This is a genomic window from Type-A symbiont of Plautia stali (assembly GCF_059731155.1).
On sequence record NZ_AP035891.1, the window covers coordinates 3,129,613 to 3,144,730 of the forward strand.

13 protein-coding genes and 5 pseudogenes are annotated in these 15,118 nt (G+C 55.5%); 12 read left to right on the plus strand and 6 right to left on the minus strand.

Annotation, left to right across the window (positions count from 1 at the left end):
- Positions 1 to 40: 40 nt before the first annotated feature.
- Both AC6I8M_RS16535 and aroL read right to left on the minus strand, forming a co-directional pair.
- The gene (locus AC6I8M_RS16535) at positions 41 to 232 is read right to left on the minus strand and encodes a YaiA family protein (protein WP_010616574.1); all 192 of its coding nucleotides are present in this window, start codon (positions 230 to 232) and stop codon (positions 41 to 43) included.
- A gap of 110 nt (positions 233 to 342) precedes the next feature.
- Positions 343 to 867, minus strand: coding sequence for a shikimate kinase AroL (gene aroL, locus AC6I8M_RS16540; protein WP_010616573.1), 525 nt, complete (start codon positions 865 to 867; stop codon positions 343 to 345).
- Positions 868 to 1,198: 331 nt separating this feature from the next.
- Between aroL and AC6I8M_RS16545 the strand changes: the two genes are divergently transcribed.
- Positions 1,199 to 1,876, plus strand: coding sequence for a DUF2076 domain-containing protein (locus AC6I8M_RS16545; RefSeq protein WP_010616572.1), 678 nt, complete (start codon positions 1,199 to 1,201; stop codon positions 1,874 to 1,876).
- On the opposite strand, the gene AC6I8M_RS16550 is transcribed toward AC6I8M_RS16545, so the two are convergent.
- Positions 1,877 to 2,320, minus strand: a complete 444-nt coding sequence (locus AC6I8M_RS16550) for a YaiI/YqxD family protein (RefSeq protein ID WP_010616571.1) — start codon at positions 2,318 to 2,320, stop codon at positions 1,877 to 1,879.
- Positions 2,321 to 2,464: 144 nt separating this feature from the next.
- Here AC6I8M_RS16550 and proC point away from each other — a divergent pair, with 144 nt between their 5' ends.
- On the plus strand, positions 2,465 to 3,277 hold the full coding sequence (gene proC / locus AC6I8M_RS16555) for a pyrroline-5-carboxylate reductase (protein WP_010616570.1): 813 nt from the start codon (positions 2,465 to 2,467) through the stop codon (positions 3,275 to 3,277).
- Positions 3,278 to 3,298: 21 nt separating this feature from the next.
- Here proC and AC6I8M_RS16560 read toward each other — a convergent pair whose 3' ends face one another.
- Together AC6I8M_RS16560 and AC6I8M_RS16565 are read right to left on the minus strand one after the other, a co-directional pair.
- The gene (locus AC6I8M_RS16560) at positions 3,299 to 4,867 is read right to left on the minus strand and encodes an FAD-dependent oxidoreductase (RefSeq protein ID WP_498013510.1); all 1,569 of its coding nucleotides are present in this window, start codon (positions 4,865 to 4,867) and stop codon (positions 3,299 to 3,301) included.
- An 844-nt stretch (positions 4,868 to 5,711) separates the two neighbouring features.
- Positions 5,712 to 6,655 (minus strand): annotated as a pseudogene (locus AC6I8M_RS16565) (LysR family transcriptional regulator).
- A gap of 146 nt (positions 6,656 to 6,801) precedes the next feature.
- On the opposite strand from AC6I8M_RS16565, the gene AC6I8M_RS16570 reads away from it, so the two are divergent.
- The 10 genes and pseudogenes from AC6I8M_RS16570 (at position 6,802) to AC6I8M_RS16615 (ending at position 14,160) form a co-directional block, all read left to right on the plus strand.
- Positions 6,802 to 7,752 (plus strand): PDR/VanB family oxidoreductase, encoded by a 951-nt coding sequence (locus tag AC6I8M_RS16570; RefSeq protein ID WP_010617734.1) that lies wholly within the window; start codon positions 6,802 to 6,804, stop codon positions 7,750 to 7,752.
- Positions 7,749 to 7,895: a hypothetical protein gene (locus AC6I8M_RS16575; RefSeq protein WP_010617735.1), complete on the plus strand. Its 147-nt coding sequence runs from the start codon at positions 7,749 to 7,751 to the stop codon at positions 7,893 to 7,895. The genes AC6I8M_RS16570 and AC6I8M_RS16575 overlap by 4 nt, the downstream gene beginning before the upstream one ends.
- Before the next feature lie 30 nt (positions 7,896 to 7,925).
- Entirely contained in the window at positions 7,926 to 8,693 is a 768-nt protein-coding gene (locus AC6I8M_RS16580; protein WP_318285162.1) for a cytosine deaminase, read from the plus strand.
- 4 nt (positions 8,694 to 8,697) lie between these two features.
- The gene (locus AC6I8M_RS16585; protein WP_022548848.1) at positions 8,698 to 8,943 is read left to right on the plus strand and encodes a hypothetical protein; all 246 of its coding nucleotides are present in this window, start codon (positions 8,698 to 8,700) and stop codon (positions 8,941 to 8,943) included.
- Positions 8,930 to 9,385: pseudogene (locus tag AC6I8M_RS16590) on the plus strand (RidA family protein). Before AC6I8M_RS16585 ends, AC6I8M_RS16590 begins: the two are co-directional and overlap by 14 nt.
- 14 nt (positions 9,386 to 9,399) lie before the next feature.
- Positions 9,400 to 10,278: a creatininase family protein gene (locus AC6I8M_RS16595; RefSeq protein ID WP_010617738.1), complete on the plus strand. Its 879-nt coding sequence runs from the start codon at positions 9,400 to 9,402 to the stop codon at positions 10,276 to 10,278.
- 14 nt (positions 10,279 to 10,292) lie between these two features.
- A pseudogene (locus AC6I8M_RS16600) lies at positions 10,293 to 11,264 on the plus strand (ABC transporter substrate-binding protein).
- Positions 11,261 to 12,024 (plus strand): annotated as a pseudogene (locus AC6I8M_RS16605) (ABC transporter ATP-binding protein). Before AC6I8M_RS16600 ends, AC6I8M_RS16605 begins: the two co-directional pseudogenes overlap by 4 nt.
- Positions 12,021 to 12,819, plus strand: a pseudogene (locus AC6I8M_RS16610) (ABC transporter permease). Before AC6I8M_RS16605 ends, AC6I8M_RS16610 begins: the two co-directional pseudogenes overlap by 4 nt.
- Before the next feature lie 57 nt (positions 12,820 to 12,876).
- Positions 12,877 to 14,160: an FAD-binding oxidoreductase gene (locus AC6I8M_RS16615; RefSeq protein WP_010617741.1), complete on the plus strand. Its 1,284-nt coding sequence runs from the start codon at positions 12,877 to 12,879 to the stop codon at positions 14,158 to 14,160.
- Between the two features lie 247 nt (positions 14,161 to 14,407).
- On the opposite strand, the gene AC6I8M_RS16620 is transcribed toward AC6I8M_RS16615, so the two are convergent.
- Positions 14,408 to 14,998, minus strand: a complete 591-nt coding sequence (locus AC6I8M_RS16620) for a recombinase family protein (RefSeq protein WP_498013511.1) — start codon at positions 14,996 to 14,998, stop codon at positions 14,408 to 14,410.
- Positions 14,999 to 15,118 lie beyond the last annotated feature (120 nt).

The following is a 15,118-nucleotide window of genomic DNA, read 5'->3' on the forward strand; positions in this document are numbered from 1 at the left end:
GACGTAATTAAGCAAAAGCGGGCATCCCTGCCCGCCGGGATTATTCTTTTTCCACATTTTCATAGCGGTCTTTGGCATCCTGCGCTTCCGCTTCCGATTTATGTTCGCTAATTAAGGTATCCGGACGTGGATGGTCGGCCCGTAATTCATACCAAGTGACGGTATTGCCCGCCTGCCCTTTTTCAACGGCAACAATGCGCGCTTCTCGCGGATAGGGTGGTCTGGTTGGCATCGTTTTCCCTCTTATGTCAGGTTTCCACACAGACAGCGGTGATCCTCTGCCTGCTATTCAGTATAGACAATCGAGGATCGCTGAAAAAAAGAGGGAGAATTCTTAGGCAGTTAGCTGGCGCGGGCGAGAGACAGCGATTGCAGAATATGTTCCACCACCTGCTCCGGTGCCTGCATCGCGTTGACTTCATGGTGAGCGGCCTGACGATAGAGCTGCGCGCGTTCGCGCAGGATATCTTCCATCTCTTCCGCGATGGGCCGGCCGGTCAGGGTCGGACGCTGTGCCGCTTCTGGCTGACGTTCCAGCCGATCGGCCAGCACGCCAGAGGGCGCGTTGAGCCAGATGACCTGGCCGTGCTCGCGCATGAAGTGGCGATTGACGTCAACCAGTACCATGCCGCCGCCGGTGGCGATTACGGTGGCAGGCGCGGTAACCGCCCGCAGCGATTCGCTTTCACGCGCGCGAAAGCTGTCCCAGCCTTCCGTCGCCACAATCTCTGCCACGCTGCGCTGTGTGGTGAGCTGCAGGTGGTGGTCGGTGTCACGAAAGGCATAGCCCAGCGCTTGCGACAGCGCCTGGCCAATGGTGGTTTTACCGCAACCGCGTGCGCCGATCAGATAGATGGGTAATGACATCCGGGCTCATCCTCCGCCGTAGTCTGCCGCGCGGGCAACGTCATCAGGTCAATAATGCGTCGCATGATACCTAGATTTTATTTTATCAGCCAGCCGCGAAGCACGAATTACGCGTATTTCAGCGATATTCAGCGCCACTATTTTGATTTTTAACGGAAAAACGATGCGCATTTCGTGCATCAGGCGATTTGTAAGCGCGGGCAACATTTGCTTACAAGGCCGCTGATTTACTTTCTGTCACGCAGCCCGCATATACGCTTTATAGTTCAGGCAACGGACGTCCTGTTGGTCGCCTGAAGAACAACACGCTATGCCTAACCGGAGGTTCACCATGCAGAGCCAGGAACAACAACTTATTGAAAGCCTGTTCAGCCGTCTGAAACAGGCAGAAAGCCAGAGCGGCCCGCGTGATGCCGGTGCCGAACAGTTAATCAATCAGCATTTACAGAGCCAGCCCGGTGCGCCCTACTACATGGCACAGGCGATCCTGATTCAGGAAGCGGCGATGAAAAAGCTCAACGCGCAGGTATCGGAGCTGGAGAGCCGTCTGGCGCAGGCGCAGCAGCAGGCCCCGCAGCAAAGCAGCGGCGGCTTCCTGTCGAGCCTGTTTGGCGGCGATTCACGCCCGGCGCAGCCGCAACAGCCGGCATGGAACAGTGCACCGCAACAGCCACAATATGCCGCACCGCCTCAGCAGCAGTATGCTGCACCGGCGCGCGGTACCAGCTTTCTTGGCGGCGCACTGCAAACGGCTGTCGGCGTGGCCGGCGGTGTGGTGATGGCGGATATGCTGACCAGCCTGTTCCACCACTCGCAGCCGGAAGAGATCGTCAATATCATCAACGAACCGGCGCTGCCGCAGGTGGATGATAATCTGGACACCTTCAACGGCAATGACAGCAACAATGCCTTCCTGAATGACAATTCAGGCTGGGACAACAACAGCTTTGCCGATAACAATGATTTCGGCAGCAGCGGTGATTTTGACGACGACGACAGCTTCGTCTGATTAACGCTGGCGTAACCATTTATCCAGTTCGTTGGCAAACTGCTGGCGGTCACGTGGGCTTAATGCCGACGGGCCGCCGCTCTGAATGCCGCTGGCGCGCATCGTTTCCATGAAATCGCGCATGGTCAGACGCTGGCGAATGGTATCGCTACTGTAGCGCTCCCCGCGCGGATTCAGCGCTGCCGCCCCTTTCTCCAGCACTTCTGCTGCAAGCGGAATATCGCCGGTAATCACCAGCTCGCCCGGCTGCACGCGTTTCACAATTTCGTTATCAGCCACATCAAAGCCGGCAGCCACCTGCAGCGTCTTCAGAAACGGCGACGGCGGTACGCGCAGCGGTTGGTTAGCGACGAAGGTCACGGTGACTTTAGTGCGCTCAGCGGCGCGATACAGCACCTCTTTGATGACATTGGGACACGCATCGGCATCCACCCAAATCGACATGTTTAATCCTTATTAACGGGCAATGCCTGCGATCTTGCCGTGCTGGCCGCGAATGGCAAATGTTATTTGTGCGCGACTTGTTATTCACTACCGCTGACGTAAGCTAACCCACTGAGAAAACCGAACCACGTAAAGGATAAAGCGATGCTGGAGAAGAAAATCGGGTTTGTCGGCTGCGGCAATATGGCGAAAGCCATCATCAGCGGCCTGGTGAACAGCGGGCAGATCGCCCCGGCCAATATCTGGGTGCACGATCGAAAACCCGACACCAACCAGGCTATGGCGCAGCAGTATGGCGTGACGGCGGCGGAAAGCGTCGAGAGTCTGGCACGTGAAGTGGACATTCTGTTTGGCGCGGTGAAACCCAACGTGATTCTCAAGGTGCTCAAGGATCTGGCCGGCCAGCTGAAGAAAGATGCGCTGGTGGTGTCGATTTCCGCAGGTGTGACGCTGGATTCGCTGGCGGCGGTGCTCGACCACGATCGTAAAATCATTCGCGTGATGCCGAATACGCCGTCGCTGGTCAATGAAGGCATGACCTCTATTACGCCGAACGTGCTGGTGGAACCGCAGGAAGTGGACGAGGTGGTGACCATTTTTGAGAGCTTCGGCAAAGCGGCGGTGGTGAACGAGTATCTGATTCATGCCGTGGTGGGTGTCAGCGGCTCGGCACCGGCTTACGTGTTTATGTTTATCGAAGCGATGGCCGACGCCGCCGTGCTGGGCGGCATGCCGCGGGCGCAGGCTTATCAGTTTGCGGCACAGGCGGTAAAAGGTTCCGCCCAGATGGTGCTGGAGACCGGCAAACATCCCGGCGAACTGAAAGATATGGTGTGCTCACCGGGCGGCACCACCATTGAAGCGGTGAAGGTGCTGGAAGAGAAAGGCTTCCGCGCCGCGGTGATGGGCGCGATGCAGCAGTGCATGGCGAAGTCCGAGGCGCTGAGTAAGCAGTGATGGTGCGGGTTTCCCCTCACCCTAACCCTCTCCCGCTTGCGGGAGAGGGAACTGTTGGGTGCTGGCTTGAACCTTAACCCTGATACACTTCAAACAGCGCAGGCCTTGCTCCAGCATCATTGGCTGCTGCATCTCGTGCACCAGCGCGGCGGTGAGCGTGTACATGCCGGCTGAACACACTACCGCAATCATGCCCTGCTGGCAGTAAAAAGCGATAAAGCGTTTGTCCTGCAGCGATCCCAGCAGGCGATAATCATCCCACTCCTCTGCATGCCCCAGATACTCATAGCGGGTGCCGTAATGCGCAGTCCAGAAGAACGGCACGCGATCGTACATGATGCGTTTGCCCAGCATATTCAGCGCGGCAATGCGCCCCTGCTGATGCGCCACGCGATAGTGCTCAATGCGTTGCACGCCGCGCGGCGTGAGACAACTGGCAATATCCCCCGCGACCCAGATGTTTTCACTGACCCGTAGCTGACTGTCGGCCAGCAGGCTGCCATCCTTCTGTAATGGCAGGTCGTGAATAAAATGGGTGGCCGGCACAATGCCGGTGGCAAACAGCACTTGGCTGGCTGGCACGGTTTTGCCACCTTTGAGCCGCACGCCATTTACTGCACCTTGGCCGATCAGCGCTTCCGGTTCACCCTCGACAAATTTCACACCGTTGCTGCGGTGCAGCTCATAAAAATGGCGGCCAATCTCTTCGCCGAACTGACTGGCAAACGGCAGCGGATTACGCGCCACCACCGTGACATCAATGTCGCGGTTACGCAGCGCACCCGCCACTTCCATAGCGATAAAACGGTTGCCGATAATCACCAGCTGCTGCGCCTCATCCACCTGGGAAATCAGCGTGTCGGCCTGGCGCAGCAAATGCACGCCATCCAGATCCTTGCCTGGGATATCAAGCGGCTGCGGCACGCCGCCGGTCGCGATCAGCAGCTGGTCAAACTTCACTTGCTGCCCGTCTTTCAGTACCAGCGTCTGCTCCTGCGCCTTCAGCTGCACCACCTCCCCCTGCAGCCACGCCACCGGTCCCAGCACATCCTGTTTCAGCAGCTTTGGTACCTCGTCGATGGCCATCTTGCCAGAGGGCACAAATTTACTCAGCGTGGTGCGATCGTAAGGTGCGTCGCTTTCACGCTCGATACGCACAATACGGCCGCTAAAGCCTTCATCGCGCAGCGTCCAGATCGCGGCACTGCCCGCCGCGCCAGAGCCGAGAATCACGCACACCGGCGCTTCACCCTGGGCCACCGGCGCGCTGGCCGGCGACATCGCCTGCGGATTGATCAGCACCTGCCCCTGTTCAATGCGCACCGGATAGCGCTTGAGATTGGCCAGCGCCAGCGGCTCGCACATTTTGCCATCGCGCAGCTCAAACACCGCCTTATGCCACGGACACACCAGTTTGTCGCCGCACACTGCGCCCTGCTCCAGCGGTGCGCCCGTGTGCGGACATTTTGCATGCAGCGCCTGCACGCGGTCGCCGTCGCGAATCAGCACCATATCCGTTTCGCCGACGGTCACTTTAGTGGGGTTACGCTGCGCCAGCGCCTTGAATTCCACAACAGATTGATAGCTCACGGTTCGCCTTCTTCGGGGTTATTCGTCTGATACGACAATTCCTTACAAAGAGTAAGTGTGGCAAAGCGTGAGGATTTAGCAGGAGAAACAAAGCGAAACGGCGGTTAACTGACTGTTAATCCGTATGTCACTGGTTCGAGTCCAGTCAGAGGAGCCAGATTTAAAGAAGCCCGCTCAGGGAAACCTGAGCGGGCTTTTTGTTGTGGTGAGTCGGCTGGACGGTAGAGGGTGATACGGGCCGTTAAATCAAACCCGCCGGACTGATGTCAGCCAGCCCTTTATTTTATAACGTTTTGCCCAGGCAAATGGCCTCTTCCCGGCCGCGGTAGGGTCCGTAATTTTCTATCTGCCGGTAGCCCTGCCTGATATAAAAATCCACGGCACGCTGATTAACATGCCGGGTTTCCAGCCACAGTTCACGATATCCCAGAGTTTTGCCGCGGCTTCCAAAGAGCTGAGTAAGGCACGTCCGATGCCCGGCAAACTGCGATCGGAGAACATCCTTTTCAATTCGGCGATCCCGGCAGCCACGGGCCGTAACGCGCCACAGCCAACGGCCGTGCCCTGCGCATCTCTAGCGATTACCCACAACGCACCTTCATCCTGAAAGGTGTCAACGCTGGCGCGGCTGTTTCCGCCATCGCCAGTGATAGCCGCAAGCTCTGCGGAGAGTTTTTCAATCAGTCACTGTGATTCCGCCGAGCGCGGGTCTGCGTGTTCAATCTTCACCATCGTGATACCTGTATAGAAGGATGCTGCTGTGCCGCTATCAGGCTGACCTATCATCTACAGCGGGTGTCGTTCGTCACCACCCGCTGCAACATCTGGCGGGCAAGTCAGGCTTTTACCCGGTATGCTTCTCTTCCTTTCCTGCCAGCGCTTCTTCACTCTCAATCATTGCAAAGAACAACTCAAGCTGCCCGAGCATCATTGACGCGGCTACCGATAACTGGCGTTGTGGTGCCACGCACAGTGACAGAGTAAATGGTTTTAATACCGTGTCGATCAACGGAATGAATTTCAGTTCTCCCCGGCGATATTCATCAACAATATCCAGCCAGCACATCAGGCTGATCCCAACATCATCACGTACTAACGATCGCAGCATATGAATGTTATTGGTGCGCCCCACTTCCTTCAGGCGAATGCCAGAACTGTTAATTAGCGCTTCCAGCGGATCGGCCAGCATTAATGGCGCGGCGGGCACAATAAACGGCCAAGGTTCGCAATGGCTGAAGCGAATAGATTCCAGCGCTGCCAATGGATGTTGTCGGCTAACCACAATCCCCAGACGCAGATCGGCAAAGGATTTCACCAGCAGTTCACGCGAGCTTTGTGGGTTGAGCATGATGCCAAAATCCGCATCACCGGCGGTCAGCGCATTGGCGATATGGATATTGCTCATGGTGGTGAGGGAAAACGAAATGCCCGGATAGTCTTTACGAATACGCTGCAGGATTGAGGAGAAGAAACCGCGGTTAACGGCATCAATAGTGGCGATATGTACATGGCCATGTCGCAAGCCACGCAAATCCTCTAATTGGGTGCAAACACGACCAAACTCACGTTGCCAGTTTTTTGCCGCGTTAAACAGGATTTGCCAGCGGCCGTCATACATAAACCTGATGGATGGCGTTCAAACAACGGCATATCCAGCTGTTCCTCCACGCGCAAAATCTGCCGGTCGATAGAGGAAGCCAAGACGTGCAACACCCCAGAAGCCTTACGTAGCGAACCCTGGCGTGCCACTTCGGTGAAATAAATCAGAAAACGTGAGAAGGCAAACATAGTGGGTGCTCTCTTTTTTGCAACGCATCATGCGAATTAAACAGATGGACACTTACACAACGGCAAAATAATAATCGCATCCATGATAAAGACAAGGGTATGCGCGGCGCTAACGCTGATGACAGCCCTGCAAAGACAGGCTGATTATGAAATCAACACACCTGGCTGTCACCGTCATCGCAAAGCAGTCCAACGGTGCTGGCAATCTGTTACTGACGCTGGAGAATGCCAGCGACCAACCGCTGCCGCCTTTTACACCGGGCGCGCACATTGATGTCCATCTGCCGGCGGGAGGGGTGCGTCAATACTCACTGTGTTCGCCAGCCAGTGCGTCTGGCTATGAAATTTGCGTCCGTCTTAATCACGCTTCAACAGGGGGTTCCCGCTGGCTGCATCAACAGCTCAATATCGGCGATGCGTTAACCCTGTCGGCCCCGCGTAACCACTTTCCGCTACCGGATGCACCGCGCACCTTATTATTTGCTGCCGGTATTGGCCTGACGCAACTGCTGGTCATGGCAGAAGCGCTGGCCGAGCGGCAGGCTGAATTCATGCTGCATATCTACCTCAAACATCATGATGAACTGGCGTTTGCGACACGTCTGGCGCAGCTCGGTGAGCGTGTCGTCATTCACTACAGTAGCGAAGGCGACAGCCTGCGCACCCGAATACCTGACGATCTGGAAACATCAGCCAACAGCGCGCTGGTTGCCTGCAGACCGGCTGGCTTCATGCACCACCTGCAGCAGCAAGCGCTGGAACGCGGCTGGCAGCCGGATCAATGGCACAGCGAACGTTTCAATCCTGCAGTCTCCCTGATCACCGCAGGCGACAGCTTCGACGTGGAGATTGCCTCCTCCGGCGCGCGTTTTACCGTTGGACAGGCACAAAGCATTGCCGGGGTGCTGGAAGCGGCGGGTATCGACATCGAACTCTCCTGTGAGCAAGGCATGTGTGGTGCCTGCATTACGGGTGTTTTGTCGGGTGAACACGATCACCGCGACGAGGTGTTAAGCCCAAAAGAGCGTGCCGCGAATGACTGCATCGTACTGTGCTGCTCACGCGCACGCTCTCCGGTTCTGGTGCTGGACTTATGAACATCTATCTAAGCGCAACCGGCGCACGTTTACCCCGCTGGCTCCTGCCAGACAGCTGGCCGCAGCAGGACAATCAGCCGCAGCTGGCGACGTTACATTTTCACTCTGACGGGCTGCAGTTCGCGCCCTGTGAAGGAGCGTAGGCCGATTATTTGCCACTCAATGGCGCTCTGGTGCTTCCCGCCCTGATCGAGCCGTATGCGCATCTGGACAAAACGTTCACCTTCGAGCGAAGCCCGGCACGCCAGCCCGGTTTGCTGGCTGCGATTACCGCGATGCACCAGGATCGCGTGCACTGGAGCCGTGCAGACCTCCATCAGCGCGCGCATCAGGCGTTGCAATGGGCGGTGGAGAGTGGCGTGGGTTTATTGCGCACCCACGTCGATTGGTTCAGCGCGCAGGCGCCGCTGGCGTGGCAGGTTATTGGTGAGTTACAGCATCCGTTATTTCGTATCGAACGCGTGGCCCTCGCCCCGCTGAGTTTTTTCGCCAGCGCGGATGATGCGCAGCATATTGCCGCCCAAGTGGCCATCAGCGGTCCGGGCGCGCTTCTGGGTGGTTTCATCCACAGCAGCAACTGGGATGCGCAAGCCTTCTCGCATCTTCTGCAAGCTGCCGAACAGTGGCAGCTCGATATCGACCTGCACATTGATGAAGAGTTGAATGCCGATGCCCAGGGCATGCGCTGGCTGGCGAACTACCTGCAACAACATCCGTTCAGTGGTCATATTACCTGCAGCCACAGCTGCGCGCTGTCGCAACAGGAAGATACGCTGCAGATTCTTGATCGTCTGGCCCTGCACCAGGTAACGCTGATCGCTCTGCCCCTAACCAACCTGCTGTTACAGGACGCCGTGCCCAATCGCACACCGCGTCAGCGTAGATTAACGCTGGTGAAAGAAGCGCAGGCGCGTGGAATTTCACTGCTGCTGGGCAGCTGACAACGTGCAGAACGCCTTCTGCCCTCTCGGCAGTTACGACCCACTCGATACCCTGTTCAGTGGGGTATTGAGCCTGCAGTTGGGAGCCGCCTTTGATGAGGCCTCTCAGCTCATCTGCCAGCCCGATGCTTTTCGTCACAACGATATGGTGATTTTTCCGCATGCCGACACAGCAAGCTGGCCGCTGCGCCAGCGCTATCGGCCTAAACAAGGCGTGCGTTATGGAGAAGAAACTGATGACGCTAGATGAAGGGGCGGGTAAGCCGCTGGCGAAATATGCGGCGTGGCGACGCGTCGGCGACTTTATTTTTCTCTCCGGCATTATTCCGGTGAATCCGCAAACCGCGACGATCGTGCGCGGTTACAGCGATGTTCCCGAAGCAGCGCAACGGTTGCTGGGACGCAGTGGTGAATTCTCTACCGATTTCAAAGAAGGTCCAATCCTAGCATAAAGCTGGTATATACTGGAGAGTATCCGCACCACCTTTGAAAGCGCCGGTGGGCAGATGAGTGATGTTTTCAAACTGGTGCAGTACTTTCGTAATCTGGACCATTTCCCGCACTACAGCTGGGTGCGCAAGCAGTTCTTCCCGGACGAACCGCCGGTTTCAACGGTGGTGCAAGTCAGTGAAATGCTGCCCAGCCCGGACGTATTAATTGAAGTTGAAGCCACGGCGTGGTTGCCACAATAACGCGAGGAAACAGTATGTTGCATGGTTATATCCCGGCAAACCGCTTCTTGCCGTACCTGAGCTGGACCGACATCGCCACACTGGATAATAAAGCCAACACGGTGATTGTGTTACCGACCGGCGCTATCGAACAGCACGGTCCCCATCTGCCGTGTGCCGTAGACAGCGTCATCTCTTCGGGCGTGGTCGGGCATGCCCTGGCACGTTTGCCCGCGAATATCCCGGCTTATGCCATTCCGCCGATCACCTATGGCAAATCCGATGAGCACCTGCACTTTCCTGGCACGCTGACGCTAACCGGGGAAACCTTGTTACATACCATTCTGGAGATTGGTGAATCCCTATATCGCGCCGGTTTCCGCAAGTTTTTAATGGTGAATGGCCACGGCGGGCAGCCACAGCCGCTGCAGATGGCCGCACGCGAACTCCGTCTGCGACACGGTGACATAATCATCATCATGCAAGACACCTTCAAAGTGCCCAACTGTGCCGAAAGTTTTATGGACGACAAAGAGCATCAAATGGCGATGCACGCCGGTCATGCGGAAACCGCGCTGATGCTGGCGCTCGCCCCCGACACCGTGCAGATGAGCAAAGCCGTGGCGAATTATCCGCCTGCATTTCCCTGCCCGACGCTCTCGACCAGTAAACCGATGGCGGCATGGGCTTCTTATGATTTCGGCCCCAGCGGCGTGATTGGCGATCCACTGCCTTCCACGCCCGAACAAGGCGCGGCGATTCTGGATTCGCTGGCGGAAAGTTGGGCACAGGTAATAACCGAAGTGCATCAAATGAGCTGGGTGACCCGCGCTGAACCGGCATGGGGCACAGGTCACTGGCAGGGCAAAGTATTAGACCACAACGACGCTGCATCACTCTTAACACCGAGCTGACCGGGGGATCGACGATGAATAAAAAATTAAGCATGATTGCCGCACTGTCGCTGGCGCTGTCGGCCCAGAGCATGGCGGCGGAGAAATTAACCTTTATGACCAACTGGTATGAGCAAGCAGAGCATGGCGGTTTTTATCAGGCACTGGCGCAGAACCTGTATAAAGATGCCGGGCTGGACGTCACCATTAAAATGGGCGGTCCCTAGGTTCACACCATGCAGCTGATGGCGGCGGGTCAGGCAGACTGCATCATCAGCGATAACATGCAGGCGCTGGAATCCTGACAGCAAGGTGTTGAAGCCGTGCCCGTTGCCACTACGTTCCAGCACTCGGCGATTGCTTTTCTCCCCCATCCTGATGTGAAAGGTAAAGCGGATCTGCAGGGTAAAACCTTCCTGCTGGCGGCGGAAGCTTATACCTCCTACTGGCCGTGGGCACAGAGTGCGCTCAGCCTGAAGAATGCGCGCGTGCGCCCGTACACGTTCAGCATCCAGCCATTCCTCGCAGACAAAACGCTGGTGCAGCAGGGCTATATCACCTCGGAACCTTTTGCTGTGCAAAAAGCCCATGCGCAAGCCAATGTCTACCCGATCAGCGAATGGGGTTACCCGCCCTACGGCAACAGTATTGTGTGCATGAAATCAACCATTGAAAAACGTCCGCAAGCGGTAGCCGCGTTCGTTAAAGCCTCAATGCAGGGCTGGAAAAACTATCTGCAGGATCCAGGCGCTGGCAACGTGCTTATCAGGAAAGAGAATCCACAGATGAGCGAGGAGTAGATCGCCTTCGGTATCGCCCAGATGAAGAAATACCAGATGCTGACGGGCGGCGACGCGCAAACGGCGGGTATCGGTATTATTACCGAGCCACGGCTAAAACAGACATGGCAACTGCTGGTGGACAACAAGCTGATCGATCCGGCCAAAGTACCGTTTGCGGGTAGCTACACGCTGCAGTTCATCAAAGACGTTAAGGTCATGCCATGAACACCGCCAGCAACATAACGCTGATCAATCCCGATAGTCAGCCACGGCCTGCAGCGGCGCCGGCGATTGAAGTGCTCTCCGCAGAGAAAATCTATCCCAACGGGACGCGGGCACTGCTGCCGGTGGAACTGACGGTGCGTCAGGGTGAGTTTGTTTCACTGCTCGGCCCTTCCGGCTGTGGCAAAAGTACCCTGCTGAAAATGATCGCCGGCTTAATTGAACCCAGTGATGGCAAACTGATGCTATTTCGTCGCGATCGTCGTGAGAATCAACGCGACCTACCGCTTTCCTTTGTGTTTCAGGAAGCCACCCTGATGCCGTAGAACACCGTGCATAAGAATGTACGCCTGCCGTTGGATCTGGCGGGGGTACCACGCGGTGAAGCCGACACCCAGGTGCGGGAGATTCTGGCACTGGTTGGCCTGGGTCAGTTTGGTCATGTACTGCCACGCGAGCTTTCAGGTGGCATGCAGATGCGGGTGTCAATTGCCCGTGGTTTAGTGACGCGTCCCCGGGTGCTATTAATGGATGAGCCCTTTGGCGCGCTGGACGAAATCACCCGCAACAAACCGGACAGCGACCTGCTCGATTTGTGGCAGGAGCAAAAGCTCACGGTGGTTTTTGTGACCCACTCGATTCAAGAAGCCGTATTCCTGTCGCAGCGAGTGATTATACGTTTCGAGTCAGTCAGCCGTTTACCCATTATGCGCAGCTGTTGCAGCGCGGCCTGCTCGCAGCCAGTCAGGAGAGCAAAGCATGAAACCGCTTGCAGCAAACCGTAAATTTCAACAATGGCTGTTTCCGGCGGTGGTCGCCATTGCCATGCTGTTACTGTAGCAGTTTCTGGTCACCGCATTTAAGGTGCCCGCCTTTCTGGTCCCTTCTCCGCTCGTCGTGGCGCAAAGCCTGGCGCAAAACTTTCCGACGTTGTTTATGTCTTTACTTTACACGCTGAAAATCACTGTGATCTCGTTTGTGCTGGCGACGGTTATTGGCTCCATCATTGCGTTTTTACTGGTGCAGAATCGGTTTATCGAGACGGCGTTATTTCCTTATATCGTATTTCTGCAGGTTACGCCGATTGTCGCCATTGCACCGCTGATCATTATTTGGGTAAAAGACACCACGATGTCCCTAGTGGTGTGCGCCACACTGATGGCGGTGTTCCCGATCATTTCAAACACCACACAAGGTTTACGTAGCGTGTCTCCGGGGCTACTGAGCTATTTCAGGCTAAACCATGCATCGCGCCTGCAAATTTTAATACGCCTGCGCATTCCATCGGCGTTGCCCTACTTCATTTGGTGCGTTGCGCATCTCCAGTGGCTTGTCGCTTATTGGCGCGGTAGTCGCGGAGTTTGTTGCGGGCACCGGCGGCACGGATACCGGGCTGGCCTATCAGATCTTACAGGCTGGCTATCAACTCAATATTCCGCTGATGTTTGCCGCATTGTTACTGATTTCCTTGGCCGGCTTCCTGCTCTTTGCCCTGATGTCGTGGCTCACGCGCCGCGTGCTGGCAGCATGGCATGAGAGTGAGTTGAGCCCGAGTTAATTCAACACGGGCGGATCATCAACCGCCCAACACCTCTTCTACTGACAGGAGCCATACATGTCTGAACCCGATCGCCAGTCTACACTGGCGGCGCTGGTCGCGGCGTTGCCGGAATTTGACTGGATTAAAGAAGCGCCGAAAGTAAAACGTCTGTCACGTGACTTTCACTGGTTTAGCCCGGTGCTTAAACACCAGCTGGAAGAGAAGTTCGCCGAGCTGGCTGTTCGTCCACGCGATGAGAACGAACTGCTCGCCGTTGTAGCAGCCTGTACAAAAGCCCGCATCCCACTGAATCTTCGGGGTGGCGGCACCGGCAACTACGGCCAGCTGATTCCGCTGGAGGGCGGTGTAATAGTCGACATGACACGCCTGAACAGCGTCACCGCCATGGGTACCGGTACGGTGCGCGCGCAGGCTGGTATTCGTCTGGGCGATTTCGAAGCACATACGCGCCCGCATGGGTGGGAGCTGCGTTGCATACCCTCAACCTGGAAACTTGCCACGCCTGGTGGCTTGTTTGGCGGAGGTTTTGGCGGGGTAGGATCGATTAACTACGGTCCGCTGGCCGCGCCAGGCATCGTGCTGGAGATCGAGTTGGCATTGGCACCCTGCCACGACTGGATTGAACGCCTGGATACCTTCGCCGATTTCCCCTCCGCGATGGCTTATGCCGATGCGCTGGCGCGTTCACATGGCATTGTTAAACGCCAAATCGCGGTATTTGCCGCACCGGTGCTGGATTATTTCAGCGATTTAGCGGATGCGCAGATTCGTGCTCAACACGGTGTCATTTCGGTGACTGGAAGCGAGAGTGATGGCCTGCTGCCCGCCATCCTCGCACAACACAACGGCCGTAATGCATTGCACTTTGCCGAAGGTGAAAATAGCGGCCATTCCCTGATTGAATATTGCTGGAACCACACCACCTTGCAGGCATTGAAGGTTGATAAAACCCTTACTTACCTGCAAACCGCTTATGCTGTGGATAATTACCATCAACAGGTGCTGGCAATGGAGGCTGAATTATCGGATGAAGTGATGTCACATATTGAATTTCTGCGCGACATGAACGGCGCGCTCACCTGTAGCGGCCTGCCATTAATCCGTTACAGTAGCCCGGAACGGCTCGATGCCATTATGGATATTTATCGTAGCCATAACGTGAAAATAAATAATCCGCATGTCATTCATATTGAGGATGGCAAACAAGGTATGGTGCGGCCTGATGTGGTTGTCCTAAAATCCGCCTGCGATCCTTACAACTTATTAAACCCCGGCAAGCTACGTGGCTGGGAAGTACGTGAAACCTTGTCGGCGGTGCATATTCCCGGCGTTAATTGATCATCACTTTTCATTTACGGCATAACTCACCGCCGGGTGAACCTCTCACCCTGCTGGCATCGTTACGCTTTCCTCAACCGGGTGTGTTTATTCAGGGATCATGCAATGAGAGCACTAAAACGTGTCGGTTTACTTGCGCTGTTTTTCCCCTTCGCGCCAACATGATGCGGTGTGCGATATTTGAAGCCAAAACGTGCGATAAATGGTGGGCTACTTTTGTTTCCGTCAGTGCAACGTAATTACACTTTTATTTTTTGTCGGGGTCGCTTTGACCTATTCGAGCATTTAGATTAACTGGACAATATTTGTAGATGCTAGCTAATGAGACGCCATACAGTAATGCCAGCTGCTTTCTACTATTGCCGGACTCAAGTAATTTTTTAGCCTGCTCTTGCTGTGCGGAAGATAATGAGCAAGGTCTCCCCCCGATACGTCCCCTGCTTCTTGCTGCGGCTAAACCAGCCTGAGTACGCTCAACAATCAGTTCGCGCTCCATTTGTGCTAACGCGCTCATCACATGAAAGAAAAAACGGCCTGCGGACGTAGAGGTATCAATGGCATCCGTCAAACTATGAAAATGAATACCTTCATCTTCCAGATTGGATATTAAAGTAATCAAATGTTTAATGCTGCGACCCAGCCTGTCGAGCTTCCAGACCACCAGAGTATCCCCCGATTTCAGGCAGTTTAACGCGCGTTTTAATCCGGGTCTCTGGTCTGTTTTTCCACTGATTTTATCCTCAAAAATCTGTTCGCAATTTGCACAAATCAAGGATTTTTGCTGTAAATCGGTGTTTTGGTCATTTTTTGACACCCTCATATAGCCAATTTTTGCCATTTTAGCCCCTAATCCTCCCTCCGAAAGCCTTGTCATCGCTGGTTTTGGGCAAAATATTAGCTAAATTCCCGATTTAAGAAAACCTTGGTTTAACGGAAACGGTAGATTGTGCAAAAAATG